Source organism: Actinoplanes oryzae (assembly GCF_030757795.1).
Lineage (GTDB): Bacteria > Actinomycetota > Actinomycetes > Mycobacteriales > Micromonosporaceae > Actinoplanes.
Genome location: NZ_JAUQWH010000124.1, coordinates 1 through 26,513, shown reverse-complemented (window position 1 = coordinate 26,513; position 26,513 = coordinate 1). Strand labels below are relative to the sequence as shown.

Sequence of the window (26,513 nt, the reverse complement as noted above, 5' to 3'; positions counted from 1 at the left end):
ACAGAAAGAAACCGAAGAAGTCAACCAACCCCCGGCCCCGCCGCACCGGTTAAAAACCAAGCTAGGGCTGGCCGCGCTCACCGTGCTCATCGAACGCACCGACAAGATCAGCAGCAGCGACGCGGACCTGCTGGCGGCGATCATCGGCCAGGTCGACCTCGCCGACCAGCGCGGGCAGCAGAGCGGGGACGGACATGGCAGAAGCGGCTCCGCCGCCGACGGCGGCACAGATCCAGGCGGCCCGGGCCCGGGTGGCCCTGGACCGGAAGATGCGCAGGACGTCGCCTGACTGGCTGATCGCCCTGGCCGCCGCTTCCCCGGGCGGGGCCCCACCGGCTGCCCCGACCTCGCTGCGGTCCGTGCCGAGCAGGTACAGCGGGCGCGCCCTCGCGCGGGTGCCCGACGAGCCGATGCGCGGCGGCGACGTCGCGGAGTTGCAGTCGCAGCTGATCGCGCTGGGCTACGACGCCGAGGTGGGCCCGGTCGACGGCGTCTTCGGCGCCCGGACGGAAGCCGCGGTGCGCCGCTTCCAGACCGACTACGGCGCCCTGAACGACGGGGTGTACGGGCGGGTCAACCGGCGCGTCATGAGCTTCCTCCGGCAGCAGAACGTCGGGCGCGACCGGCCCGCGACGGTCCAGCAGAGACATCTGATCAGCTTTATCGTGCAGGCCCAGCACACCGGGCTGCTGCTCATCGACCTGGTGTCCGACGGCGCCCGGCCGCCCACGCCCCGCGGCGAGTACGCGGACCGGATCAAACGCGAGCTCGGGGAGGCGCTGGAGCAGCGGATCCAGGAGTTCACCGGCATGCAGAGCTGGCTGTTGCACGGGCCGGAGTTCCGCAACAACGCCCACCAGCTGGCGTCCTTCGCGAACAACATCGACGCCGAGCTCTACATCGCGGTCAGCCTCGCCAACGAGCCGGAGGAGGGCCCCGGCTGCCGGGTGTCCTACTTCGGCACGAGCGAGGACACGTACTCGCACGTCGGCAGGCCGCTCGCCGAGATGGTCCACCGCCGGGTGCTGGCCGAGTCCGGGGCGGGGGACCGCGGGCTGCGGGCCGAGTCCTCGGTGCTGTTCGAGCAGGCCCACGTGCCGACCGTACGGGTGGAGTTCGCCAACCTCGCGCACCCGGCGGACCGCGCGCTCCTGCGCTCCGGGGTGTCGTACCTGGACAAGGTGGCCACCGGGATCGCCCGCGGCATCCGGGCCTTCTATCTGCTCGGCCAGCCGGACGCCGGCCCCGGCGCGGGCACCTTCGCCCAGCTGTCGTTGCGCCGGGGGCACGAGACCCGGTGACGCCCGCGCGACGCCCCGGTGTGACGCGCGTCGCGAGGGCTGCCCCTCTGGTACGCGGACACGGGGCTGCGCGCGGTGGACGGGATGACGACAATGGATCTGTGAGCGATCGATCACCGAGTGTCGTCCGGGAGGGGCTGGACGCGGTGGTGCGGGCGCGGCTGGCGTGGCCGGCCGGACAGAGCCCGCCGATCCTGCTCGTCGGGGCGCCGGCCGGGGGCGGGAAGACGACGTTCCTGCGGCAGGTCGAGGAGGTCACCGAGCAGCTGCACGCCGCGTACGTCGATCTGGCCGCCGGGCGCCTGGCCGCCGCCGGGACCGCCGCGCCCGGGCGGTCGCCGGTCGCCGCCCTGCTGACCGTGCTCGTGTACGAGCTGATGGGCCACCGGGCGAACCTGCGCCGCCTCAGCTTCCCCCGGTACGTGCTGGGGCTGCTCGCGCTGCAGCCGGTGCCCAGCGATCGGCGGGACGTGACGCGCCGCACGGTGCAGCGCCTGCTCGATGATCAGAAGCGGCCGAAGCTGCCCGAGGACGTGCGCGAGCTCGCCGCGGCGGCCGCCGATGCGGTGGCCGGGGCGCTCGGGACGACCGCGGCGGGCGTGGGTGACGTCCTCGTGTCGGCCCTGACCTCCGGTCTCAGCCGGCGCCGGACCGCCGGGGAACGGTGGTGGGCGCAGCGGGGCCGGCCGGCCGCCGACGTGCTGGTCGAGCTGAACAGCCGGATCCACGAGGGGCCCGCCTCGCACCGCTGGGCGCAGTCGCAGGAGCTGCTGGTGCGCGCCTTCCTGGCGGACCTGCGGGCGAGCTACGCCGAACGGTGGTGGCGGCCGTCGGACGACTTCACCACGGTCGTGCTGCTGGACAATGTGGAGCACGGCGCCGGCTGGGAGCTGCTCGACCTGATCGCGCGGGTGCGGCGGGAGACGCCCGAGCCCGACCCGCTCACCGTGATCGCCGCGGCCGGCGCGCCGTGTGGGTCCTTCACCTTCGACGGTACGGACTCCGCGCGCGCGGGCGGCGAAGCCCCTCCGGGCCCGGACCGAGCCGGGGCCGGCGTCGACCCGCGGCCGTTGCCCGGGCTGACCGTCGCGGAGACCGCCCTGCTCGCGGAGCAGCACGACGTGCGTGACCCCGCGGTGGTGGCGGCGCTGCACCGGCTCACCCGCGGCCACCCCGGCGGGCTGGTGTGGCTGCTGCGCCACGATCCCACGCTGGCCGCGCTGCGCCAGGACGAGCCCGGCCCGGACGGCGTGCGCCCCGCCGCCCGCCTGGTGGCGGAGCTGCTGCCGCGCCTGGCCGGCCCCGACGGCACGACGCTGCGCCGGCTCGTGCACACCTCGGCGGCCGACCGGCTGACGGCGACGACGGAACACGTGGCGACCGAGGGGACCGGGCTCGAGCTGGACTTCGTCCCGTTGCGGACCGCGCTGGTCGGGGGGCTGTGGGCGTACGCGCAAGGGGACGGCGGCGGGCCTGCCGAGCTGCACCCCTTCCTGCGCCGCGTGCTCCTGCTGCGGCTGCAGGCCGAGCCGGCCGCGTGGGAGGCGACGCACCAGCGCCTGCAGCTGCATCACGAGCACCGCTACGACCGCGACCGGGCGCGCTACCACGCCCTCGCCCGCTGCCGGATCGACGAGGTGACCACGGCGCTGTACGAGCTGCTCAGCGATGACGCGAAGGGCTGGCTGGCCGCCTTCGACGCCACGGTGGCGGCGCCCAACCCGCTCTCCGGGCCGCTGCCGGCCGAGCCGGACACCCTGGTCGAGCCGGTACGCCGGACCGCGCCCGCGCTGATCTACCCCCTCGCCCGGCTCGTGGCCGGCGAGTGGCTGCGCGCGGACCCGCTCGGCCCCGGCGGCCCGCGGCTCGACGCCTACGTCCGCCGGCGCTACGGCGACGTCGCCGCCCAGGTGGCGCGCAGCCATCCGGCCCTGTCCGAAGCCCTGTACGCCCGGCACGAGGAGCTGCCCGGATGACCAGCCCTGTGGTTCCCCGCAACAAGTGGCTGCGCCCGCTGCTGGCCGCCGGGGCGGTGCTCGCCGTCTTCGCGGTCGCCGGCATCGTGCTGGCCCTGCGCTGGAACGCCGCGCACTGCGACGGCCGCGCCATCGCCCGCACCGACGACAACCCCGGCGAGTGCGTGGGCGTGTCGGACGGCGGCTACCTGTTCACGCTCGGCGCGTCCGGCGAGGTGCCCGGGCTGCTCGAGTACCAGCGGCTGATCGCGGCGGAGAACGAGGCGGTCACCGACCCCGCGTACCGGACGATCGCGCTCGTGCTGCCGATGCCGTGGGCCGGGCGGGGCGTGGTCAGCGACGAGCACATCGTCCACCAGCTCGCCGGGGCGTACGCGGCGCAGGTGCAGGCCAACGAGGGCAACAACGGCGCCGGCACGCCCAAGATGAAGCTCTACATCGCCAACATCGGCCACCAGGGGCAGGCCTGGCGCACCGTGGCGGACCAGCTGCTCGACCGGCGCAAGGACGACCGCATCACCGCCGTGGCCGGCCTCGGCGCCAGCCTCGAGAACACCAAGCGCTTCGCCCGGGTGCTCTCCGACGCCGAGCTGCCGATGGTCGGCTCCACCATCACCGCCGACGACCTGAACGGCCGCGACTTCCCGCACCTCTACCGGGTCGGGCCGGACAACTCCGACGAGGTCAAGGTGCTGCTGTCCTTCCTGGCCACCCGCGACCACGACCCGAAGGAGCAGACCTATCTGGCGGTCGCGGAGGACCCCGCCGACGCGTACGTCCGCCAGCTGCGCAGCGCCTTCGAGACCAGCGTCAAGGGGTACGCCACCCGCTCCTTCGACCCGACCGCGCTCGGCTGGACCGAAGCCGTCGCCGCGATCGCCCGCGAGGTCTGCAGCCGCGCCGACCCCGTCGCCGTCTACTTCGCCGCCCGCTCCGCCCACCTGCGCGTCTTCCTCGTCGAGCTGGGCACCGCCTGCGCCCGCCCCGGCCGCGTCACCGTCCTCACCGGCGACGACGCCAGCGACCTGATCGACAGCACCGACCCCGCCCTGCGGGCCGCCCTCCGCCGGGGCGTGTTCTCCCTCTTCATGACCGCCCTGGCCCACCCCGACGAGTGGCGCGACTCGCCCGTACGCCCGGCGGCCCTCAAGACCCTCCAGGACTGGATCGCCGGCCGGGCCGGCCACGTCGGCCTCGACTACCGCGACGGCATCGCCATGATGGCCTACGACGCCGTCTCGGTGACCGTCCGCGCCATCCGCTCGGTCGCCGCCGCGGGCAGCCCGCCCGACCGGGACTCCCTGGTCAACGGCTTCAGCCAGATCACCACCGGCGACCCCTACTGCGGCGCCTCCGGCCCGATAGCCTTCGCCACCGAACCCGGCCGCCGCGGCGACGCCGTCAACAAGGCCGTCCCCATCATCACCCTGCTCCCGGAGGCCAAAGTGGAATTCATGGACCGCCGCTACCCCGAGACCCCCGCGCAGGCCTGCTGACCATGACCGGTGACTATCGGACGGCGTACGAGCGGGCTGTCTACGGCGGCGACGACAGCGGGCTGGACGCGGCGGAGGCCGAGCTGGCGCTCGCCCGGGGGCGGATCCTGCACGCACGGTTCCTGACCGGGCGCGCCCGCGGCGGACCGCCACCCGCCGAGCACCCGGAGGAGCTGCCGCTGTTCGAGCGCGCGGCGTCGCTGTTCCAGGCCCTGGGCGACACGCGCGGCGAGGCCGAGTTCCTGTTCTGGATCGGCTGCCTGCACCAGGTCATCCGGCGCGACGACGAGACGGCGGTCCCGGCGCTCGAACGGGCGGCACGGGCCGGCGACCCGCACACCCGGGCGGAGGCGCTGCGACACCTGGGCATCGCCGCCCACACGGCCGGCCGGCTGGACGAGGCCCGCGCCCGGCTGGAAGAGTCGTCACGCCTGCGCAGGGAGATCGGCGCCCTGGCGGGCGTGGCCGCCAACATGGTCGGCCCGGCCTACATCGCCGCCGCCCAGGGCCGCCACGCCGACGCCGAGGCGACGCTCACCGAGGCCCGCGCGATCGCCGAGGCGCAGCACGCCGGCGCCGTGATCCAGCAGATCGACGACGCGAAGCTCACCCTTCTGGCCGAAGAAGGACAACACCGTGAGGGCCGCGGTCGGGCGGATCACGTGCTGGGCACGCAGACGCTCACGAGCGAGCCGCGGCCAGCCCGTACGCCGACGGCTTGACGTCGGGGAAGACCTCGGCGAGCGAGCCGAAGCCACAGCGCTGCTGCAGGATCTCGCCGATCACCGAGCGGTAGTCGGTCGTCGCGGCCAGGTCGCCGTCGGCCAGGGCGGCGGGGGCCAGGGTGGGCCACTGCGAGTAGACCGTGCCGCCGCGGACGCCGCCGCCCAGGAGGAGCATCGCGTTGCCGTGGCCGTGGTCGACGCCGCGGCTCGCGTTCTCCGCGACGCGGCGGCCGAACTCGCTGACCGTCACGAGGGTCACCTTGTTCATGCCCGCCGGGCCGAGGTCGGTGGCGAAGGCGGCCAGGGCCTCGGCCACCTCGGCCAGGTTGTCGTACATGCGCTGGCCCTTGGTGGCGGTGCCCAGGCCCTCGTGCATGTCCCAGTCGCCGGAGTCGACGGCCGCCGCGGCCAGGCCCACGTCGGCCTTGACCAGGCGGGCCACGTCGCGCAGGGCGGCGCCGAGCTCGGTCTTGGGGTAGACGGCGCCGTTGGCGGGCGCGTACGCCGTGGCGCGGATCGAGGCCGTGGCGGTCAGGGCGGCGCCGGCGGCGAGGGCCGGGCCGGCGAGCGGGGCGGGCGCGGTGGCGTACATGCTGCGCAGGGCCGCCGCGATCGGGCGCTTGGCGCTCTCGCCGGCCAGCGTGAAGCCGTCGACGGAGGCCATCGAGACGTCGCCGGACGGCCCGGCGAGCAGCCGCGTGGGCATGGCGCCGCCGAGGGAGACGCCGGCGAGCGGGCCCGTGGCGCCGGTCATGCCGAGCATGCGGTCGAGCCAGCCGGTCCGCAGGGAGGTGCCGGCGGCGGCCCGCTCCATCTCCTCCATGGCCGCGAAGTGCGAGCGCGTCGGGTTGGGCTGGCCCACCGCGTGCACCGCGCCGAGCGTGCCGTTCTTCCACATGGGCAGCAGCGGCGCGAGGGCCGGGTGCAGGCCGAACATCTCGTTGCCGCCGATCGCCTGGCTCTTCGGCAGCGCGATGGTGGGCCGCGCCTTGTAGTAGCCGGCGTCGCCGATCGGCGCGATCGCGCTCAGGCCGTCGAACCCGCCGCGCAGCGAGAGGACGATCAGGGTGTCGCCGGTGTACGTGCCCGCGGCGAACGCCAGCCGGGTCGACAGCCCCTCGCCGACGAGCCCGGTGAGCGCGGCGGCACCGCCCGCGGCGGCGGCCTTTCCGAGCACAGAGCGGCGGGTGGCGCGGAAGTCGCAGCAGCTCACGGAGATCACCTCAGCTGGAAGGACGGCGAGTCGAGGACCAGGGCCACCAGGTAGGGCACGTGGCCCGCCACGTTGGCCGCGGTCAGAGGACTGGTCGGCAGCTTCTGCGCGACACTGAGCACGGCGGCCGCGTGCGCGGCCGGCAACTTGGCGCCGACCAGGCGGAGGGCGAGCGCGTCGACCAGGGCGCCGTACGTGGCGGGCAGGACGGGCACCAGCGACGTGAGCAGGTCGGCGGGACGGGTGAGCTGCTTGGGGTACCAGCCGGCGGCGAGGTTGAGGTGGCTGTTGCAGCGCAGCAGGAAAGCCGACGGCGACGCCCACGCGGCGGCCACGTCCGGGAAGCCGTTGGGCGGGCTCCAGCGGAAGGGCGCGTTGCCCGCGTTGACCAGGGCGTTGTAGAGCGCGTCCAGCCCGGCGATCCCCGAGGCCTCCGGCCCCAGCCCGAGGGTACGCACGGTGGCCGCCAGATCCTCGAACGGCGTGCGCGTCTTCCGGCCGATCGCCGCGGCGAACTCGGGCGACGTGAAGAGCGCCCGGAGGACGGGCGCGATCGCCGTACCGTTGTCGAGATAAATCTTGGCGAGACGGGCGACCAGCGGGGCCGGCGCCTCGTCGGCGACGAACCGCACGCACAGCTTGGTGGCGATCCGCTCGGCCGTCGCCGGGTGCGTGGCCAGGTAGTCGAGGAAGGCCAGCGCCGCCGCCTCGCCGCCCTCCGCGGTCGCGTTGGCGTGGCTGAAGCCGAGGATCGTGACGGCGCCGGTCATGTGCTTGCTCGCCGTGTAGGTGTACGTGCCGGCCGTGCTCACGGTCAGGCCGGTGAGCAGCTTCGCGGCCGCCTTCACGTCCGCCTCGCTGTAGATCAGGCCGACCGTGTGCAGCTCCATGACCTCGCGCGCGTAGTTCTCGTTGGGCAGCGTCTTGGTGGAGGAGCGGTTGTCGAGGTAGGTGAGCATGGCGGGGTGCCGGGCGGACGCCTTGAGCATGTCCGAGAACCTGCCGAACGTGTGCGTCCGCAGCACCTTGTCGTAGTCGGAGCGGCTGTCCCAGACGCCGCTCGACGGCGCCGCCACGTGCAGATGGTTGGCCCAGAACGCGGCCGTCACCTCGAACAGCTGGCGGTTGCTCCAGATCGCGCGGGCGACCGCGGCGCGGCCCAGCTGACCGAAGGCGTCGTACGAGTGGACGGGGAGCTTCGCGCGTACGGTGGGGATGTCGGCGTTGGCGAGCGGCAGCCGCTTGAGCAGCGCGTCGAGCTCGGTGTCGGCGATGCTCGCGGGGGCCAGCTGCCGGTCGAGCCAGCCGGCCACGCCGAGCTTCGTGGCCTCGGCGAGGGCGGCCGGGGTGGGGCCGAAGGTGGCGCGGCGCAGCAGGTGCGCGATCGGGTCGGTGCCCAGGGAGATCTCGTCCGCGGGCGCGGCCACGGCCGGCGCGGCCGGCACGAGGGCGGTGGTCACCGCGGTGGTCACGGCGGCGGCTCCGGCGAGAACGGCACGGCGAGTCGTCGTCTGCATGCCGGGCTGTTCGGGCCCCCGGGGCGGGGCCCGCGTTCCTGCACCCCAACGCTTCCCCGCCGCAATCCACGCGCACCCGTCGCGTCCGCGCCGCCGTCGTCGTACGCTCGGGATCGTGGCTGGTCTTGATGCGGTACGGACCCCCTCCTCCTGGGTCGTGGTGGGTCTTGACAACGGCGGCACCTGCAACAATGCGACCGTGCTGGACGCCACCGGGCGCTACCTGGTGGACCGGCTGGTCGAGAACCCGAGCCGGGTCCAGGAGGGCCCCGAGTCGGCGGTCGAGTCGCTCGCGCAGGCGTTCGAGGACATCCTCGAGCTGACCCGCACCCCGCTGAGCCTGGTGCGCGCGGTGGGCCTCGACACCCCCGGCCCGGCCAGCGCCGACGGCGTCATCTCGTCCAAGGGCTCGACGAACTTCTCCCAGGTCTCGTGGCACGGCTTCGACATCCGCGGCGCGCTCGAGGCGCGCCTCGGCCTGCCCGTGGTGTACCTCAACGATGCCAATGCGGCTGCGTTATTTGCGCACAACCGCCATTTCGGTACGGACTCCGCGAACCGCTCGTCCGTCGCCGCGATCGTGGGGACGGGCCTGGGCGGCGGCGTGGTCGTGGACGGCAAGGTGGTCAGCGGCGCCGCGGGCATGGCCGGCGAGCTGGGTCACGTGCAGATCCCGCTGCACGGGGTGCTCGAGGACGACCAGCCGCTGCCGGTGTGCAACTGCGGCTTCACCGGCGACGTGGAGAGCATCGCGTCGCTGACCGGGATCAAGAAGAACCTGCTGCCGTACTGGCTGCCGCGCTTCCCGGACCACCCGCTCGCCGCCGAGCCGATCGACCGGGCCGCCAAGCTGCTGCGCGGCTACGGCGAGAAGGAGGACCCGCTCGCGCTGGCGGTCTTCGGGCAGCAGGCCAAGGCGATCGGCTCGCTGTTCACGATCGCGGCGAACTTCACGGACCCGGACGCGTACTTCCTGGGCGGCGGCGTGGTCGAGGCCGCCCCGCACTTCCGGCAGTGGTTCCTCAACACCGTCCGCGAGCACACCCAGCTGCGCCGCGAGCAGCAGGCCGCGGCCGCCTTCGCTCTGGTCCCGGATCTCGACATGGCCGGCGCCCGCGGTGCCGCGGTGGCCGCCCTCGACTCGGTCGCCGTGGTCTGACCCGCCCGCCGTCAAAGGTCATACATATTTACAGAACTGGATATCGAATCGCTCCCTCGGTAGCGTCCACTGTGCCCGTCCGGGGCGGGGGTCCCGGACGCGCCGAAGGGGGAATTCGTGAAGAGACGATCCATCGCGGCCGCATCGGTGGCCGCGCTCGGGCTCGCCACGCTCGCACCCGGCGTCGCCCAGGCCGCCCCGGACACCGCCGCCGCACCCGCGGCCGCCGCGCCCGGCGCCAAACCGAAGGGGCCCAACCCGTTCCTGGCCGAGCTGCCGCCGGGCGCCCAGCCCGACTATCTCGGCTGGGCGAAGTACCTGAAGAGGCAGGCGGCCGCGAAGACCGCCGCCCGGCTCAAGTCCCAGGGCACCTCCCTGGCCGCCAAGGCCGCGGCCGCCGTCGTGGTCGATGAGGACGAGCCCGACGGCACCAACGGCAGCAACGAGACCCCCGCCGATGCGCAGCGGGTCCGCAACTTCGGCACCGGCGCCAAGCAGAACGCGGCGATCCGGGTGCTGGGCCAGCTCGACAACGAGGCCGTCACCCCGGTCACCCGCGCCGCGAACCCCGAGGACGACGGCTCCATCCCGCTCGCCGGGCCCTCCGGCGTCGGTCCCGCCTCCGGAGCCGCGACGATCGCCGCCCAGATCGGCGACGGCCCGCACGGGCGCGCCGCCGGCGGCTCGGGCGACTTCGACTTCTACCGGGTGGAGGCGGCCGCCGGGCAGACGATCACCGCCGACACGCTCACCGACCCGGACGGGCCGCTGGACACCATGGCCGCGATCTACGCGGCCGACGGCACCCGGGTCGCCTTCAACGACGACCAGTCGCTGGAGACCCTGGACAGCTACGTGACGTACAGGGTGACCACCGCGGGCACCTACTACGTGGCCATCGAGGGCTGGCCCAGCCAGCCGCAGGACCCGTTCGACTCGGGCAGCGGCCTCGCGCCCGGGACCGAGGGCGACTACTCGGTGACGATCTCCTCGGCCGTCGCCGACCAGGACTTCTACGCGATCCAGCTGCGCCCGGGCGACGTGCTCGGCGCGTCGGTCAAGGGCTCCGCCACCTACCTGACCGTCTACGACACCGACCCCAAGGAGGTCCACGGCTCCAGCCAGGACGCCACCTCCATCTACCCGCCGCAGTCCCCGCTGCCCGGCGGCGGCAACGCGGCCACTGACTACGTCGCGACCAAGGCGGGCTGGCACTATGTCGGCGTCACCTCGGGCAGCGGCGCGTACGACATCACGGTCGAGGCGTACCGTCCGCCGCTGGAGGGCGCCAAGCCCACGCAGACGCTCTTCCTCGACTTCGACGGCGGACGCGTCAACACCGGCATCTTCGGCGGGACGGGCAACGTCACCCTGTCGCCGTTCTCGGCCTTCGTCGCCAGGTGGGGCATCCCCCGCGCCCAGGAGGACGAGCTGATCGACGCGATCGTCGCCGAGACCACCGAGAACCTCAAGCAGGACCTCATCGACAGCGGCCTCAACAAGCGCTTCAAGCTGCGCATCCTCAACAGCAAGGACCACGCCGACCCGTGGGGCCAGGAGAACGTCAGCCGCATCGTCGTCGGCGGCACCATCGCCGAGTCGGGCGTGCCCACCATCGGCATCGCCCAGAGCATCGACCCGGGCAACTTCGGCACCGAGGAGACCGCCCTGGTCCTCCAGGACGTCCTCAGCGAGCCCGGCGGCGTGGACGCCCCGGCCTCGCTCAACACCTACCTGACCCCGGCCAGTGACCGGATCGCCTTCGTCGCCCAGGCGGAGGGCAACGTCATCGCCCACGAGGCCGGCCACTTCTTCGGCAACTGGCACACCGACAACGCGAGCGAGAACGTCAACCTCCAGGACGCCGGCGGCGCCAACTACGACGCCCTCTTCGGCGTCGGCCCCGACGGCGTCGGCGGCACCGCGGACGACACCGACGTCGACTTCGGCCTCGACCGCTTCTCGCCCGCCGAGGGCTTCGTCGGCACCGAGGACACCCTCGGCCGCATCGTCTTCGGCCTGACCAGCTGATCCACCGCTCCGCACGCGGCGGCCGGCTCCCCGAGGGGCCGGCCGCTGTCGTCATGCCACTGCGGCCGGGGCCGGCGGCCCGGGCGCCGTCGTCTTGGCACTGCGGCCGGCCCGGCGGCCCGGGCGCCGTCGTCTTGGCGCTGTGGCCGGTCGGGGTCAGCCGCGGAAGATGCTCACTCCGGCCTCGCGCGGGTCGGTGGTGTCGTCCGCCGCAAGCTGCTCGGTGATGTCTTCCTCCGCCGGCTGGTCGCTGGTGTCGTCCGCCGCTTGTGGCTCGGGCTCCTCTCCGGCCGCGGCAGGTGTGGCCGGGGCCGGTGCGGCCGGGGCGGGGGCGCGGCTCGTCGTCCAGCGGCGCAGCAGCCAGGTCACGGCGAAAAGGATCGCCAGCGTGACGGCCACGACCAGCAGCAGGTAGGGCCAGGCGCCGGCGAGGAAGCGGCCGAGGGCGCGGACCAGCTCGAAGCCGAGGCTGACCGGGTCGGCGCCGCTCAGGTCGGGGGTGGCCAGGGGCGTCGTCGCGGTCTCCATGGCTGACCACCCTAGGGCGGGCCGGCGGCGGGCGCCCTGGATCAAGCGATCGTGACCTCCCGCCGGCCCGTCAGGCGGCGCCGGCGGCTTCGGGCCCGGGCTTGGTGGCCAGGACCAGGTGGGCGCGGGTGCTGCCGGTGCCGTCCAGTCCGGTGAGGCTGCCGTCGCGGTCGAGGCCCGGGATGCTCAGCGGGACCGTACGGACGGCGAACCCCGCCGCGGTCAGGTCCCGCAGGATCGCCGGGAGCGTCATGACGCGGTAGTACATGACGAAGGGCGGCCGCCACACGGCGTTGCGGATGCGCATGACAGTGTCGAAGCCGAGGTAGGCCCAGTAGGCCACCGACGTCGGCGGTGGGGGAGTGCCCATCGGGAAGGCGAGGAGGCCGCCGGGGCGCAGAGCTCGGTGGATGCCCCGGAAGACGGCGGGCCGCTCCTCCGGCAGGAAGTGGCCGAGGGCGCCGAACGTGACCGCCAGGTCGAACTCGCCGGCGAAGGGCAGCGCCCGGGCGTCGGCGCGCACGTAGCCGGCGTCCGGGTGGGCGGCGCGGGCCTGGGCGAGCATGCCGGCGCTGAAGTCGACGCCGGTGATCCCTTCCGGGCAGAGCCGATCGAGGACCCGCAGCCCGGCGCCCGTGCCGCAGCAGACGTCCAGGCCCCGGTGGAACGGCCCGGCCCCGGCGAGCGCCGTGGTGGTCGCCTCGAGGACGCTCTCCGGGGTGCGGAACGGCGTGACGTCGAACTTGGGTGCCAGCAGGTCGTAGCCGTGCTCGACCGAGGACAGCGCCTGGACGGTCAGCTCACGCAGGGACGGGCCGCGGGGAGAGAACACGGCCCGAGGGTACCCGCCGCCGGCCGCCCGCCCGGCCGTCCGCCGCCGGCCCGCCCGCCCGCTACCCGCCGCGCGCATGACGGGCAGACGGGGGACCGTCGGCGCGATCCGCGGCGGGCGGCCGGGCGTAGAACCGAGCCGGGCGACGCTCAGCGCGAGCCGCGCCAGGCGGCCGGACGACCGAGCCGGGCGACGCTCAGTGCGAGCCGTGGCAGGTGGCCGGACGACCGACTCGGGCGACGCTCAGCGCGAGCGGGGCAGGCAGCACTTCTTGTACTTGTTGCCCGAGCCGCACCAGCAGGCGCCGTTGCGCTCCGGCGGCCAGGGGATCTGGCTCGTGCCGCCGGCCAGCTGGCGGGCGTAGGCGGCGCGGGACTTCGGGTCGGCCGGGTCGGCGTCGCCCGCGGACCGGCTCAGGCCGTCGGCCGTGCCGGCGAGCAGGGCCAGGCCGGTGCGGCCGGCGCCGGTGAGCCGGACCAGCTCGCGCTCGCGGCGGGCGCGGTGCTCGTCCCAGTCCTTGCCGTAGGACTCCGACAGCGCCGGCCACTGGGCGACGACCTTGTCGAACTCGGCCTGCGGGAAGAACACCAGGTCGTCGGCCGCGCCGGTCGCCGCGGCGTTGGCCAGCCGGGTCTCCAGCTTGTCGGCGAGGTTGTCGTGGCTGTCGTGCGGCAGGTTGAGGGCGTGGCGGACGCGGTGGCGCTGCTGGAGGAGGAAGAACAGCAGGCCGGCGTCGTCGGCGCTGGCGGGCTCGGCGGAGCCGCCGGAGGCCTTGCGCTCGGCCAGCGCCTGCTCGGCGGCCTCGGTCAGCCAGTCGAGGGCGATGCGGTTGCGTCCGCCGATCGAGAGGGCGGCGCTGATGTACGCCGCGGCATCCTGGTGCTGGGTGAGCGCCGGCCGCAGGGGCTCGAGCTCGGCCAGCGCCTCGTCGGCCCGGCCGGCCTGGAAGAGGAGCCGGGCGTGCACGGCCCTGGCGGTGACGGACTCGTTGTCGTCGCGCGTGCCGGAGAGCTCGACGGCCCGATCGGCGTAGCGCAGCGCGGCGTCGAACTTGTGGCGGGCCTCGGCGATCTCGGCCGCGAGCACGAGGGCCGCGCCGGCGTCGTCCGGGTCCGCGAGGCGCCCGGCGTCCACGGCCGCGGCCAGCTCGGCGGCGAGGCCCAGCGGGTCGGGCCGGCCGAGGGCGGACTGGCGGAGCTCCTTGAGACCGTCGTTGGTCAGGTCGGATGAAGTCAACACGCCGTTACGCTACTGCGGCCCGCCCCCGGGCGGCTGTTGATCCTTGTCTCATTCCTTCATGGCGGTCTCGACGTCCTGATGCAACGACAGGTACGTGGTGAGACCCAGCGTGTCGAGCAGCCGGCGCAGGAAGCCCGACGGCGCGGCCAGCCGGACCCAGCCGCCGCGCTCCATCGCACGGCCGTGGGCCGTCACGAGGACGCCGACGCCCATGGAGTCGCAGAAGTCGAGGCCGGAGAGGTCGACGACGATGTGCGGGGTGGAGCGCTCGACGAGCCGGCCGATGTTGGCCTTCAGCGCCGGGGCGGTGTCGATGTCGAGGGAGCCGCGGAGGGTCAGCACGGCCGTGTTCGGCGGGTGGTGCGCGACCGAGACCTGCATCGTGGGGTGTCGCTTTCTGGGGGAGGGCAGGGGTCAGCCGTGGAACTCGAGGATCGAGTGGCGGTGGTCCATACACCCTATGCGAGCGCGCGCTCACGGGCGAATCCACGGCGGCACGGAATCGGTCGCCGGGAGAAGAGCGGCGTACCGTGATCGGCGTGAGTATCGGCAAGGGCGACCGCGCGCCCGACTTCGACCTGCCCGACCAGGACGGCACGCCCCTGCGGCTCAGCGAGCTGCTGCGGGAGGGGCCCGTCGTGCTCTTCTTCTATCCCGCCGCGCTGTCCACCGGGTGCACGGCCGAGGCCTGCAACTTCCGCGACCTGGCGGCCGAGTTCCGCGCTGCCGGCGTCCAGCGGGTCGGCATCAGCAAGGACCCGGTGGCCAAGCAGAAGCAGTTCGCCGACAAGCACGGTTTCGACTACCCGTTGCTGTCCGACCCCGGGCAGACCACCATCGAGGCGTACGGCGTGAAGCGCAAGATCGCCCTCGGCCCGCTGAGCACCAAGCGCCTGACCTTCGTCATCGGCACCGACCAGCGCATCCTCGAGGTCATCCACAGCGAGCTGGACATGAACCAGCACGCGGGCCGCGCCCTCGAGGTGGCGAGCGGCGCGTAGGGGAGCCGGCGCGCTGGGCATGACCCAGCACGCGGGCCGCCCCTCGAGGTGCCCGGGTCGGCACCGTGATGTCGGCCCGGGTGACCAAGCTGCCTGGCCGGTGCCCTGGTCATACTCGCTTGTGTTTGGAGCTGAGATACTCCGACACCCACTTCTTGCTGCTACGCCAGGTTCCATCCTGATCTTTGATTGCGCGGAGCCGGCCGCGTGTCGCAGCCACCCGTAGGGCGTTCTCCGAGATCTTCTTCGAGGCGAGTGCTGGCAAGGGCAGGAGTTTCACTGGACCGGCAACGGCCGGCATGACAAACCTGTAGAGGTTCGTGGTGACACTGCGGGCAATGAGCTCGCCGACTGGACCGGGTTCGCCGTTGTCAGCCTTCCGCATGGCTGACAGGTACCTGTCACGGTCGCGCTTGTAGATGATGGCCGGCGGATATCCGAGCCTGCACAGGACCAAGTTGAGGATCAAGCGACCGGTCCGGCCGTTGCCGTCGAGGAACGGATGAATCTGCTCGAACTTGTTGTGCAGGACGGCCAGGCGTTCGGCGAACGGCTGCTCCGACTCCGCCGTGAGCCTGTTGACGCCTTGGAGCCACTCGTGGATCTCGGGATCCAGAGTCGTCCACGGGGGCGGCTTCATGCCGCCGGGAAACTGGGCGATTTCGTGCCGGCGGAAGTTGCCGGGCGACTCCGCGGCCGTGGCGTGCGGATGAGGCTCCACCGTCCAGACCGGCGTCATGGCCGTGAAGTGCACCTCGCGGATCTCTTGCAGCGAGATCAGCTCGTCGCTGGACCATTCACCCGGCTCGAGGGCCTGCCCGTACACCCACTTGGCGGCGTCGCCGTATCCCTTCACCTCCATGTAGTCGCGCAGCGGCTTGGCGCCGACCGCACGTCCCTCCTCCAAGAGTCTCTCCACCTCGGCGAGGACGAGAGTGTTGCCTTCGATGGCCGTGCTGTTGTGAGCTTCCTGATGCCAGATGTCCGACCAGATGTCCTCCGCCTCAGCAGGGGACGGCAGGCCGCCCAGCTTTTCCTTCAGCTCCCGAACCACTTCGTCCAGCCGCTAATAACACGGCTGTACGCGGGGGCGTCCCCGGCCCATCGGCGCTCCTCATTTGTTCGGTCCACGACGCAAGAATTGAACCGTACAAAGTCGGCGGTTTGTTCGCCACTGCGCCAACCAATTGTTCCGAACAAAGTCGGGTGTCCGGCAGCGAAGGGCGGGACACCACGACACTTTGAGCCGGTCGAGCGCATCGGCTACTCACTCCCGATCACTCGCGGCGGGGGCGGACCGATGGATCGGGTAGCCGAAGCGGTGTGACGGGACGCGCGGGCCGCGCTGCCGGGGCAGCGCGACCCGCGTAGGAAGGGACCGTCAGATCTCGTTGCGCCACTTGCGGCCGGAGCGGCCGATGAGGCGGTCGGCGTCCGTGGGGCCCCAGCTGGCGGCCTCGTACGTCGGGATGGGCGACTTGTCCGCCGCCCAGTGCTCGATGATCGGGTCGACGATGCGCCAGCACTGCTCGACCTCGTCGGTGCGGATGAACAGCGTCGGGTCGCCGAGCAGTGCGTCGAGGAGCAGCCGCTCGTACGCCTCGGGGGACTCCTCGCGGAACGTCTGCTCGTACGAGAAGTCCATCGACGCCGTCCGCACCCGGAACGAGTGGCCGGGCACCTTGGCGCCGAAGCGCAGCGAGATGCCCTCGTTGGGCTGGATGCGCAGGATCAGCGCGTCGGCCTCGAGGTCGGTCAGCTGGTTGGTCGGGATCGGCAGGTGCGGCGGCCGCTGGAACTGCAGGGCGACCTCGGTGAGCCGGGCCGGCAGCCGCTTGCCCGTCCGCACGTAGAACGGCACGCCCGCCCAGCGCCAGTTGTCGACGTTGAGGCGCATCGCCGCGTACGTCTCCGTGCGCGACAGCGGGTCGACGCCCACCTCGTCGCGGTAGCCGGCCATGAGGTCCTCGCGCGTGCCGCCGCGGGTGTACTGGCCGCGGACGGCGACGTCGGCGATGTCGCGGTCGGTGGGCAGGCGGATGGCCTGCAGCAGCTTGACCTTCTCGTTGCGCAGGCCCTCGGCGTCGAAGGAGGCCGGCGGCTCCATGAGCGCGAGCGCGAGCACCTGGAGCACGTGGTTCTGCACGATGTCGCGCATGGCGCCCGCGTGCTCGTAGAAGCCGCCGCGGGTGCCGACGCCGAGCGTCTCGGCGACGGTGATCTGCACGTGGTCGACCCACGAGCGGTTCCAGATGGGCTGGAAGATGGCGTTGGCGAAGCGCAGGGCGAGCACGTTCTGGACGGTGTCCTTGCCCAGGTAGTGGTCGATGCGGAACACCTGCGGCTCGTCGAACGCCGCGTGCACGATGCCGTCGAGCTCGCGGGCGCTGGCCAGGTCGTGCCCGTACGGCTTCTCGATGACCAGCCGCGAGAAGGAGCCCTCGCGCGCGACGTTGAGCCCGGCGCCGGCGAGGCCGTTGATCACCGGCTCGAAGGCCTCGGCGGGCGTCGAGAGGTAGAAGATCCGGTTCCCGGCGGTGCCCCGGGTGGCGTCGAGCTCGTCGAGCGTCTCGGCGAGGCGCTTGTAGGTGGCGGGGTCGTCGTAGCCGCCGGAGACGTACCGGATGCCGCCCTGCAGCTGCTGCTTGTCGGCGAGGCTGCGGCTGCCGAGGGCGCTGGCGGCGAACTGGTGGTCCTCCATCGGCGTGCGGGCGACGCCGACCAGGGCGAACTCGTTCGGCAGGCGGTGGTGCCGGGCGAGGCTCTCCACGGCGGGGAGCAGCTTGCGGCGGGTCAGGTCGCCGGAGGCCCCGAAGATCACCAGTGTGGCGGGGGGTGCGTTGCGGTCCGGGGCGGCGAGCTGGGGAGCGTTGTCCATCGTTCTGGTCATCCTCCGACCGAGTACGTGTGCGCTTGCTCCCGACTTTACGCAGCGAGGTGTACTCAAGGATCAAACGACCTTGCCGATGCGTCCAAAGCCATACGCTCAAAGGTGGCAAACTGGCGGGTAAGCCGCCAACCCGGCAGAGGAGACCTCGTGAAGTATCGGCTCGTGACCCGCAGCGACTTCGACGGCCTGGTGTGTGCCGTGCTGCTGCGCGTGCTCGACATGACCGACGACATCATGTTCGTCCATCCCAAGGACGTGCAGGATGGCGTCGTCGAGATCACGGACCGTGACATCCTGACCAACCTGCCGTACGACGCCCGCGCTCACCTGGTCTTCGACCACCACCATTCGGAAACCATCCGTAACGAGGGTGACGAGCGCACCAACCACATCATCGACGCGGAGGCGCCGTCGGCGGCCCGGGTCATCTACGACTACTACGGGGGCGCCGAGCGCTTCCCCGAGGTCTCCGAGGACCTGATGCGCGCGGTCGACCAGGCCGACGCCGCCCAGTACGAGCTGCACGACATCCTCGACCCGCAGGGCTGGACGCTGCTCAACTTCCTGATGGACAGCCGCACCGGGCTGGGCCGTTTCCGCGAGTTCCGGATCTCGAACTACCAGCTCATGATGCTGCTCATCGACGCCTGCATCCAGATGGCGTCGGTCGACGAGATCCTCGAGCTCTCCGACGTCGCCGAGCGCGCCGAGATGTACCGCGAGTGCTCCGCGCTCTTCGTCGAGCAGCTGCGCCGGGTCAGCCGGGTCGAGGGCGACGTCGTCATCGTCGACTACCGCGACGAGGACACGATCATGGCGGGCAACCGCTTCATGATCTACGCGCTCTACCCGGAGGCCCGCGTCTCGGTGCACTGCATCTGGGGCCGCAACAAGCTGAACACGGTCTTCGCGTGCGGCAAGTCGATCCTCGACCGCACGTCGCCGGTCGACATCGGCTCGGTCATGCTCAAGTACGGCGGCGGCGGTCACCTGGCGGCCGGCACGTGCCAGGTCCCGCACGAGGACGCCGACCGGGTCGAGAAGGAGATCATCGAGGCCCTCAAGACGCCGCAGGCGGTGCTCTTCAAGGGCTTCGTGACGACCGCGGCCGCCGCCAAGGCCGCGTAGACGGTAAACGGCGGGGTGAGAGGTCGCCCCCTCACCCCGCCGGACGCAAGTCGCGGATCTTGCCCTAGATCCCACCTGCATGTCGTGTTCCGCGCCCCACGCGCTTTCTCACGACTGGCCCGCGCCCACCTGCGCGGACACGCTCACTCCTCCGGGCCGTCCTCCTGGTAGCGCCAGCTCGACTTCTTGCCGGCGCCGGCGCCGGCGCCGGCGCTGACCAACTCCTTGTCCGTCTCGTCCGACGGCGAGCCGGGCCCGGCCGCCGGGCGCCTGCGGAAGAACACCACCGCGCCGGCGACGGCGATCAGGCCGGCGAGCACCCAGCCGGCGATCGTCCAGAAGCCGGGACCGTCGTCCTGCGCCGCCTCGGCCAGCGCCGCGAACATCGCCTCGTCGTCGGCCGTCGTCGCCGACCCGCCGTCGTGCCCGGAGTGGGTGGACTGCTGGTCGGCCGCGCTCGCCGGCGCCAGTTCGAGGGTCACGGGCGGCATCGGCGCGCCCTTGGCCGGATCGGCGTACGTGGGCTCGACCGTGAAGGTCATCTCGGTGCCCGTCGTGGGGATCGGCCCGAGCGAGACGGTCAGGTCGGCGGACTTGCCCGGCGGCAGCTCCTTGCCCTTCACGGCGACCCAGGTGATCGCCGCGGCGGTCGAGCTGACCGGGGTGCCGCCGTGGATCGTGGTCAGCGGCGTGTCCAGCTGCATGGTGTCGATCAGGGGTGCCCAGTCGTTCACCGAGAGCGGGTAGACCTCGGCGACCGGCATCTCCCTGGGCAGCGTGACCTTCACCCTGGTGATCGGGCTCTGGGCCGTGTTGGTCACGTGGAAGAGGATGTTCTGCCCGGTGCCCTGCGGCACGATCGACGGCGTGACGGTCGTGTCGGCCGCGGCGGGGGCCGCGAAGCCCAGCACACCGGCGGCGGCGGTGGCGGCCAGGGCGCCCGCCCGGAGGTGCTTGAAGAGTCGGCTCACGGGAAGTAGTTCGGGCCGTGGCGGGGAAAGGTTCAAAGCCCGCGAGATTTTTTCCCCGGCCCGTCGACGACAATGTCACCATGCGCGAAGTACCCGTCGGTGACGACGTGATCAGACTCGGACAGTTCCTCAAGCTCGCGGACCTGATCGACACGGGCGGCGAGGCCAAGGTGCTGATCGCCGAGGGCGACGTGACGGTCAACGGCGAGGTCGACACCCGCCGCGGCCGCCAGTTGCAGCCCGGCGACGTGGTGGCCGTGGGCGGCCGCGAGGTGCGAGTGACGAGAGGTTGACTTTGAGTTAAGAAAGGGCATCTACTGGGGCCGATGTGACGTACGCCTCAGTGGGGAGGCTCCATGGCTCGCGCACTGGCTGCCGCAGCCGCGGCTCTGCTGATCGCCGGAACGGCCGGATGCGCGGGCTGGGGCGGGGGCGGCGGCGGGTCCGGCGGGGCGAACAGCATCGACGTGCTGATGGTCAACAACCCGCAGATGATCGACCTGCAGCGGCTGACCGCGGCGAACTTCACCCGCGAGACCGGCATTGAGGTCAACTTCACGGTGCTGCCGGAGAACGACGTCCGGGACAAGATCAGCCAGGAATTCTCCAGCCAGGCCGGCCAGTACGACGTCGCGTCGCTGTCCAACTTCGAGATCCCAATCTACGCGAAGTCGAAGTGGATCGCGCCGCTGGACGACTACGTGGCCGCGGACGCCGCGTTCGACCAGGCCGACGTGCTGAAGCCGATGACCCAGTCGCTGAGCGCGGAGGACGGCAAGCTCTACGGCGAGCCCTTCTACGGCGAGTCGTCGTTCCTCATGTACCGCAAGGACGTCCTCGACGCGCTGGGCGTACCGATGCCGGCGAAGCCGACCTGGCAGCAGGTGGCGGACATCGCCGCCCGGGTCGACGGCAAGCAGCCCGGCATGGCCGGCATCTGCCTGCGTGGCCAGCCCGGCTGGGGCCAGATCTTCGCCCCGCTCACCACGGTGGTCAACACCTTCGGCGGTACGTGGTTCGACGCGGACTGGAACGCGCGGGTCGACGCCCCCGAGTTCCGGCAGGCGACCGAGTTCTACGTCAACCTGGTCCGCGAGCACGGGGAGACCGGGGCGCCCCAGGCCGGATTCACCGAGTGCCTCAACAACCTCATCCAGGGCAACGTCGCCATGTGGTACGACGCCACGAGCGCGGCGGGTTCCCTCGAGGCGGCCGGCTCGCCGGTCCAGGGCAAGATCGGCTACGTGGCCGCCCCGGTCGTGCGGACGCCCAGCTCCGGGTGGCTCTACGCGTGGTCGTGGAGCATCCAGCAGGCCAGCACGAAGAAGGACAACGCCTGGCGGTTCATCTCGTGGGCGTCCAGCCGGCAGTACGAGGAGCTGGTCGGCTCGCAGCTCGGCTGGTCGCGCGTGCCGGCGGGCAAGCGCGCGTCCACGTACGCCAACAAGGACTATCTGCGGGAGGCCGCCGCCTTCGCCGAGCCGACCCGGCAGTCGATCGAGAGCGCCGACCCGCGCAACCCCGGCGTGCAGCCCCGCCCCGCGATCGGCATCCAGTTCGTGGACATCCCGGAGTTCACCGACCTCGGGACGCAGGTGTCGCAGTACGTGAGCTCGGCCATCGCCGGGCAGCTGACCGTCGCCGAGGCCCTCGACCGCGGCCAGCGCCTCGCCGAGGACGTCGCCGAGCGCTACCAGTCCCGGGAGGAGAACCGATGACCTCGGTCGCCGAGAGGACGGGACAGTCCCAGGTCCAGCCGCCGCCCCCGGGGGCCGTCCGGCGGACCAGCGACTGGGTGCGCCGGGCGCCGCTGCTCCCGGCGCTCGTCTTCATGATCGTCGTGACGCAGCTGCCGTTCGTGGCGACGCTGGTCATCTCGTTCATGGACTGGAACGCGTACTACCCCGACGAGGTCGGCTTCGCGGGCGTCGACAACTTCCGGCGCGTCTTCACCGACATCAACATGCGCGACGCCGTGGTCACCACGATCCTGCTGACCGCGGGCGTCGTGCTGATCAGCCTGGTGCTCGGGCTCGGCGTCGCGCTCCTGCTGGATCGCAAGTTCCGGGGGCGCGGCGCCGTCCGTACGATGATGATCGCGCCCTTCCTCGTCGTCCCGGTCGCGGCGGCGCTGCTGTGGAAGCACGCGCTCTACAACCCGGAGTACGGGCTCTTCAACGGCGCGCTGACCCGGGTGTGGGGCTGGTTCGGCTCGGACAGCCCGCCGCAGCCCGACTGGATCAGCAACGCCCCGCTCTGGTCCGTGATCTTCGCGCTGGTGTGGCAGTGGACCCCGTTCATGATGCTGATCCTGCTCGCCGGGCTGCAGGGGCGCCCCCTGGACGTCATCGAGGCGGCGCGCATCGACGGCGCGAGCAACTGGCAGATCTTCCGCAGCATGACGCTGCCGCACCTGCGCCAGTACCTGGAGCTCGGTGCCCTGCTCGGCTCCATCTACATCGTGCAGAACTTCGACGCCGTCTTCACGATCACGTCCGGCGGCCTGGGCACGGCGAACCTGCCGTACACGATCTACCAGATCTTCTACCAGGCCCACGACTACGGCCGGGCCTCCGCGGCGGCCGTGGTCGTGGTCGTCGGCACGATGATCATCGCGACCTTCGCCCTGCGGACGGTCTCGTCGCTCTTCAAGGAGGACACCGGCCGATGAGTACGCTCACCCCCGCCGTCCCGCGCAAGAAGGAGCGCGGCGGTGTCTGGCTGACCCTGCTCGCGTGGGTCGTCGGCGTGTTGTTCGTGCTGCCCGTGGTGTGGATGGTGCTGACCTCCTTCCACAGCGAGGCGGACGCCGCCACGAACCCGCCGGCCGTCTTCGCGCCGCTCACGCTGGAGGGCTACCGGGAGTTCTTCTCGGGCGGCGCCTCGCCCTGGCCGCCACTGCTCAACTCGCTGACGGCCAGCGTCGTCTCCACGGCGCTGGTGCTGCTGCTGGCGTTCCCCGCCGCGTACGCGCTCTCGATCAAGCCGGTCAGGAAGTGGACCGACGTCCTGTTCTTCTTCCTCTCCACCAAGATGCTGCCGATCGTGGCCGGGCTGCTGCCGCTCTACCTCTTCGCCCAGAACGCCGGGCTGCTCGACAACATCTGGCTGCTCATCGTCTTCTACACCGCCATGAATCTGCCGATCGCGGTGTGGATGATGCGCTCGTTCCTGTCCGAGGTGCCGGCCGAGATGCTCGAGGCGGCCGCGATGGACGGCGCCGGCCTCACCAAGACCCTGCGCTCGGTCATCGCCCCCGTGGTCACGCCCGGCATCGCGGCCACCGCGCTGATCTGCTTCATCTTCAGCTGGAACGAGCTCCTCTTCGCCCGCGTCCTCACCGCCACCGTGGCCGAGACCGCGCCCGTCTTCCTCACCAGCTTCGTCACGAGCCAGGGACTGTTCCTCGCGCAGCTGTGCGCCGCGGCGTTCGTGATCTCGCTGCCGGTGCTGGTGGCCGGCTTCTCCGCGCAGGACAAGCTGGTGCAGGGGTTGTCGCTCGGCTCGGTGAAGTAGACCCTTCCCCGCCCTGTCAGGTGGCCGGTCCCTTGCCTGGGGGCCGGCCACCGCCCTGTCCCGCCCTTCCCGGCGTTGCCCGGCCGGCGTTCACCGGCCGGGCTGGTTTTCTCCGTCCGGCGGGAACCTCCGGGGCGGAGGGTGCGTCCCACCCCGTATGACGACATTTCGCGGCTTGCGGACCGCCGCTGCAACCGCCTCGATCCTGCTCCTCGCCGCCTGCGCGCAGCCGTCCACCGGCGCCGCGGGCTCCTCGCCGTCGTCCGCGCCGCCGAGCCTCCCCAGCCCCGGCGGCGCGGACGACCTCCTCCTGCGCGTGGCGTCCGTCGGCGGCTTCGTGACCCCGGACCTGCGCGCCGGCCGCCTGCCGACCTACAGCGTGTACGCCGACGGGCGCGTGATCTTCCTCGGTCCTGAGCCCGCGATCTACCCGGGCCCGGCCGTCCCGAACGTCGTGGTCGCGAGCATCCCGCCCGAGCAGGCCGCCGAGCTGGTGTCGTCCGCCACCGCGGCGGGCCTGGTGCCGGGGGCGGACTTCGGGCAGCCCGGCGTCGCCGACGTCCCCACGACCCAGTTCACCGTGCGGGACACCGTCGTCGGCGTCGAGGCCCTCAACGAGGCGCAGCCCGAGGACCCCCGGCTCACGGCCGCGCAGAAGGCCGCCCGGACGAAGGTCAAGGCCTTCCTCACCGAGCTCGACGACCTGACCGCCGGCTTCCAGGCGCAGGAGGCCGTCCCCTACACGCCCGAGACGCTCGCCGCCGTGGTCAGCCCGTACGTCCACAACGACGACTCGGTCGGCCGCCCCAAGAGCGTCACCTGGCCGGGCCCGGCACTCCCCGGCGCGTCGATCGCGGACGGCCTCGAGCTCCACTGCATCACGGCGACGGGCGAGCAGCGCGACGCCGTCCTGAAGGCGGCCAAGGAGGCCACGCAGACGACGCCGTGGGTGTGGGAGAACGAGCCCTATTCCGTACGGTTGCGGCCGCTCCTGCCCGACGAGGCCGGCTGCGACGCCCTGAAGTCCGCGTCGTGACCCCGATCGACGAACCGTTCGACCCGGACGACCGTCCCCGCGCCGCACCCCCGGGCGGCGCGGCCCCGGGGCCGGGGCAGGAGGTGCCTGCCCCGGCCCGCCCGGCCTGCCGCCCCTGGCTCAGCTCCCGCCGCCCCGGCCCGCCGCCCCGCTGACACCCGGTGCGGGTGTCAGGGGACGATGATCAGCTTGCCGCCCTTGGGGCCCTCCCGGTGCTCGAACTCGGTGAGCGCCGGGATCGCCTCGCCGAGCGGCACGGTGGCGGCGATCGGCAGCCGCAGGGCGCCGTCGCGGGCGGCTCCGGCGATGTGGTCGAGGTCGGCGGCCGACTCCTTGGTGACCAGCACCTCGTAGGGCCCCGGCAGGGCGGCTCGCGCGAACTTCGCGGGCGTGGGCACGATGTCGACGATGCGGCCGCCGGGCTTCACCAGAGTCCGCATCGTCCGCAGGGGCAGCTTGCCGCCGGCGTCGAGGACGACATCGAAGCGCGCCGCCAGCTGCGCCGGGTCGAAATCGAAGCCGACCACCGGGGCGACGCCGAGGTCACGGGCCTCCCCTGCGGCGGTGTCGCGGCAGCTGCCGGCCACGGTGGCGCCCATCGTCAGGGCGAGCTGGACGGCGGACCGGCCGACCGCGCCGAGCGCGCCGGCGACGAAGACCGACTGCCCCGCGCGCAGCCTGCCCTTGACGGTCAGGGCCTGATGCGCGGTCACCGCGGGAGTCGGGAGGGCGGCGGCCTCCTCCCAGGAGAGGTTCGCCGGTTTCATCGTCACGTTCGTCGCCGCGGTGACGACCATCTCGGCGAACGCTCCCGCGCCTTGGATGCCCGCCCCGCCGAGCACCTCGTCGCCGGCTCGGACCCGCGTGACGCCCGCGCCGACCTCCTCCACTACGCCGGAGAAGTCGTGCCCGAGGCCGCGCGGGAACTTCCGTCCGGTGACCATCTTGAGCCTGCCGCGGCGGATGCCCGCGTCCATCGGGTTCACCGCCGCCGCCCGCACCCGCACCAAAACCTCGCCCGGGCCCGGCCGGGCCGGCTCGTACTCCTCGAGCCGCAGGACCTCGGGGCCGCCGTACTCGTGGTACTGGATGCGCTTCATGTCGTCGCCCTCCGTCGGTGATGTCTCTGAGGGACATCACGCTACGCGCAATGTCAGCCGATGACATCAGGGTGGAACGCGCCAGGAGAGTGTTTAATGTCTCTGGGAGACGTCAGCGCGCGGCGGTCAGCGCGCGCAGTGCGGCCAGGGTCTCGGTGACGATCAGCGCCAGGGACCGCGACTCGCCCTCGGCCAGCCACTGCCGGAACGCCAGCGTGAAGACGCTGGCGGCCGAGTCCGCCGCCAGCGTGGCCGGGACGTCGGCGATGCCGCGGCCGCGCAGGGCTGCGCCGAGGCGGCCGGCGAGGTCGGCGTACTTCTGGCGCTGCCGCTCCAGCAGGGCCGGCTCGGCGTCGATGACCGCCTGGTTGGCCCGCACGCGGTCGCGCGGCACCTGCGCGAGCACATCGGCCGCGCGCGCCAGGGCCAGGCCCACCAGGCCCATCGGCGACTCGCCGGCCGGCGCCTTCTCGACCCCGGCGACCAGCGCGGCCTCGAGCGCCGGCTGTCCGGAGAAGAACACGTCGCGCTTGTCCGAGAAGTGCCGGAAGAAGGTGCGCCTGTTCAGCCCGGCGGCCTCCGCGATCTCCGCCGCGGTCGTCTGCTCGAACCCCTGCCGCGCCACCAGCTCGAGCGCCGCGTCCTGCAGGCGCGCCTGTGCCCCGGGCTCCCACCGCGCCATGACCCGCCCGTCTCCGAAGTGATGTCCTCCGGAGACATCATAGTTGCGACAACCCCGGGTCCTGCGTGGCCAGTCGATCAGGCGCAGGGCTGGTCCGGTGCGTCCGGGCCCGGGAGATGGGCCGGCGGCCCAGGTGGCCGCGCGGCGTCCGGCGGTGGATGTGGCGGTGGCG

General features: G+C 72.5%; 25 protein-coding genes. 14 read left to right on the top strand and 11 right to left on the bottom strand.

Annotated elements, in window-relative coordinates:
• The 5 genes from RBH18_RS31245 to RBH18_RS31225 all read left to right on the top strand — a co-directional run.
• Positions 1-289 (top strand): hypothetical protein (locus RBH18_RS31245; RefSeq protein WP_306214056.1); only part of this gene is annotated, 289 nt, incomplete at its 5' end.
• Positions 270-1,301, top strand: coding sequence for a peptidoglycan-binding protein (locus RBH18_RS31240; RefSeq protein WP_306214055.1), 1,032 nt, complete (start codon positions 270-272; stop codon positions 1,299-1,301). The genes RBH18_RS31245 and RBH18_RS31240, both read left to right, overlap by 20 nt.
• A gap of 101 nt (positions 1,302-1,402) precedes the next feature.
• Positions 1,403-3,277, top strand: coding sequence for a hypothetical protein (locus RBH18_RS31235; RefSeq protein ID WP_306214054.1), 1,875 nt, complete (start codon positions 1,403-1,405; stop codon positions 3,275-3,277).
• Entirely contained in the window at positions 3,274-4,773 is a 1,500-nt protein-coding gene (locus tag RBH18_RS31230; protein ID WP_306214053.1) for an ABC transporter substrate-binding protein, read from the top strand. Before RBH18_RS31235 ends, RBH18_RS31230 begins: the two co-directional genes overlap by 4 nt.
• A 2-nt stretch (positions 4,774-4,775) precedes the next feature.
• A complete protein-coding gene (locus RBH18_RS31225; protein ID WP_306214052.1) occupies positions 4,776-5,495 on the top strand; it encodes a tetratricopeptide repeat protein in 720 nt (239 codons plus the stop codon).
• Here the strand turns inward: RBH18_RS31225 and RBH18_RS31220 are convergent.
• Both RBH18_RS31220 and RBH18_RS31215 read right to left on the bottom strand, forming a co-directional pair.
• The gene (locus tag RBH18_RS31220; protein ID WP_306214051.1) at positions 5,455-6,711 is read right to left on the bottom strand and encodes a DUF1501 domain-containing protein; all 1,257 of its coding nucleotides are present in this window, start codon (positions 6,709-6,711) and stop codon (positions 5,455-5,457) included. The genes RBH18_RS31225 and RBH18_RS31220 overlap by 41 nt on opposite strands.
• A 5-nt stretch (positions 6,712-6,716) precedes the next feature.
• Positions 6,717-8,228 (bottom strand): DUF1800 domain-containing protein, encoded by a 1,512-nt coding sequence (locus RBH18_RS31215; protein WP_306214050.1) that lies wholly within the window; start codon positions 8,226-8,228, stop codon positions 6,717-6,719.
• Between the two features lie 115 nt (positions 8,229-8,343).
• On the opposite strand from RBH18_RS31215, the gene RBH18_RS31210 reads away from it, so the two are divergent.
• Both RBH18_RS31210 and RBH18_RS31205 read left to right on the top strand, forming a co-directional pair.
• On the top strand, positions 8,344-9,387 hold the full coding sequence (locus tag RBH18_RS31210) for an ROK family protein (protein WP_306214049.1): 1,044 nt from the start codon (positions 8,344-8,346) through the stop codon (positions 9,385-9,387).
• 117 nt (positions 9,388-9,504) lie between these two features.
• Positions 9,505-11,418 (top strand): PPC domain-containing protein, encoded by a 1,914-nt coding sequence (locus RBH18_RS31205; RefSeq protein WP_306214048.1) that lies wholly within the window; start codon positions 9,505-9,507, stop codon positions 11,416-11,418.
• 156 nt (positions 11,419-11,574) lie between these two features.
• Here the strand turns inward: RBH18_RS31205 and RBH18_RS31200 are convergent, their stop codons facing one another.
• The 4 genes from RBH18_RS31200 to RBH18_RS31185 all read right to left on the bottom strand — a co-directional run bounded on the left by RBH18_RS31200 (position 11,575) and on the right by RBH18_RS31185 (position 14,398).
• Positions 11,575-11,946 carry a hypothetical protein gene (locus RBH18_RS31200; protein WP_306214047.1) on the bottom strand — a complete coding sequence of 124 codons (372 nt, stop codon included), beginning with the start codon at positions 11,944-11,946 and terminating at the stop codon, positions 11,575-11,577.
• 70 nt (positions 11,947-12,016) lie between these two features.
• Positions 12,017-12,778, bottom strand: a complete 762-nt coding sequence (locus RBH18_RS31195) for a class I SAM-dependent methyltransferase (RefSeq protein ID WP_306214046.1) — start codon at positions 12,776-12,778, stop codon at positions 12,017-12,019.
• A 243-nt stretch (positions 12,779-13,021) separates the two neighbouring features.
• A complete protein-coding gene (locus RBH18_RS31190; RefSeq protein WP_306214045.1) occupies positions 13,022-14,017 on the bottom strand; it encodes an SEC-C domain-containing protein in 996 nt (331 codons plus the stop codon).
• A 48-nt stretch (positions 14,018-14,065) separates the two neighbouring features.
• Entirely contained in the window at positions 14,066-14,398 is a 333-nt protein-coding gene (locus RBH18_RS31185) for an STAS domain-containing protein (protein ID WP_306214044.1), read from the bottom strand.
• 158 nt (positions 14,399-14,556) lie between these two features.
• Between RBH18_RS31185 and RBH18_RS31180 the strand changes: the two genes are divergently transcribed.
• A complete protein-coding gene (locus tag RBH18_RS31180; RefSeq protein WP_306214043.1) occupies positions 14,557-15,018 on the top strand; it encodes a peroxiredoxin in 462 nt (153 codons plus the stop codon).
• A 109-nt stretch (positions 15,019-15,127) separates the two neighbouring features.
• Here the strand turns inward: RBH18_RS31180 and RBH18_RS31175 are convergent, their stop codons facing one another.
• Positions 15,128-16,072, bottom strand: coding sequence for a Fic family protein (locus tag RBH18_RS31175; RefSeq protein ID WP_306214042.1), 945 nt, complete (start codon positions 16,070-16,072; stop codon positions 15,128-15,130).
• A 327-nt stretch (positions 16,073-16,399) separates the two neighbouring features.
• The gene (zwf, locus tag RBH18_RS31170; RefSeq protein ID WP_372339017.1) at positions 16,400-17,896 is read right to left on the bottom strand and encodes a glucose-6-phosphate dehydrogenase; all 1,497 of its coding nucleotides are present in this window, start codon (positions 17,894-17,896) and stop codon (positions 16,400-16,402) included.
• 159 nt (positions 17,897-18,055) lie between these two features.
• On the opposite strand from zwf, the gene RBH18_RS31165 reads away from it, so the two are divergent.
• Complete coding sequence (locus RBH18_RS31165) at positions 18,056-19,036, top strand: DHH family phosphoesterase (protein WP_306214040.1); 981 nt, start codon at positions 18,056-18,058, stop codon at positions 19,034-19,036.
• 143 nt (positions 19,037-19,179) lie between these two features.
• On the opposite strand, the gene RBH18_RS31160 is transcribed toward RBH18_RS31165, so the two are convergent.
• Complete coding sequence (locus RBH18_RS31160; protein WP_306214039.1) at positions 19,180-20,007, bottom strand: DUF1775 domain-containing protein; 828 nt, start codon at positions 20,005-20,007, stop codon at positions 19,180-19,182.
• Positions 20,008-20,087: 80 nt separating this feature from the next.
• Here RBH18_RS31160 and RBH18_RS31155 point away from each other — a divergent pair, with 80 nt between their 5' ends.
• From RBH18_RS31155 to RBH18_RS31135, 5 genes are all read left to right on the top strand, one after another.
• On the top strand, positions 20,088-20,300 hold the full coding sequence (locus RBH18_RS31155) for an RNA-binding S4 domain-containing protein (protein WP_306214038.1): 213 nt from the start codon (positions 20,088-20,090) through the stop codon (positions 20,298-20,300).
• 63 nt (positions 20,301-20,363) lie between these two features.
• Positions 20,364-21,725, top strand: coding sequence for an ABC transporter substrate-binding protein (locus RBH18_RS31150; protein WP_306214037.1), 1,362 nt, complete (start codon positions 20,364-20,366; stop codon positions 21,723-21,725).
• Positions 21,722-22,678 (top strand): carbohydrate ABC transporter permease, encoded by a 957-nt coding sequence (locus tag RBH18_RS31145; RefSeq protein ID WP_306214036.1) that lies wholly within the window; start codon positions 21,722-21,724, stop codon positions 22,676-22,678. The genes RBH18_RS31150 and RBH18_RS31145 overlap by 4 nt, the downstream gene beginning before the upstream one ends.
• A complete protein-coding gene (locus RBH18_RS31140; RefSeq protein ID WP_306214035.1) occupies positions 22,675-23,523 on the top strand; it encodes a carbohydrate ABC transporter permease in 849 nt (282 codons plus the stop codon). The genes RBH18_RS31145 and RBH18_RS31140 overlap by 4 nt, the downstream gene beginning before the upstream one ends.
• A gap of 175 nt (positions 23,524-23,698) precedes the next feature.
• Positions 23,699-24,559: a hypothetical protein gene (locus RBH18_RS31135; RefSeq protein ID WP_306214034.1), complete on the top strand. Its 861-nt coding sequence runs from the start codon at positions 23,699-23,701 to the stop codon at positions 24,557-24,559.
• A gap of 170 nt (positions 24,560-24,729) precedes the next feature.
• On the opposite strand, the gene RBH18_RS31130 is transcribed toward RBH18_RS31135, so the two are convergent.
• Positions 24,730-25,659, bottom strand: coding sequence for an NADP-dependent oxidoreductase (locus RBH18_RS31130; protein ID WP_306214033.1), 930 nt, complete (start codon positions 25,657-25,659; stop codon positions 24,730-24,732).
• Positions 25,660-25,771: 112 nt separating this feature from the next.
• Entirely contained in the window at positions 25,772-26,341 is a 570-nt protein-coding gene (locus RBH18_RS31125; protein ID WP_306214032.1) for a TetR family transcriptional regulator, read from the bottom strand.
• Positions 26,342-26,513 lie beyond the last annotated feature (172 nt).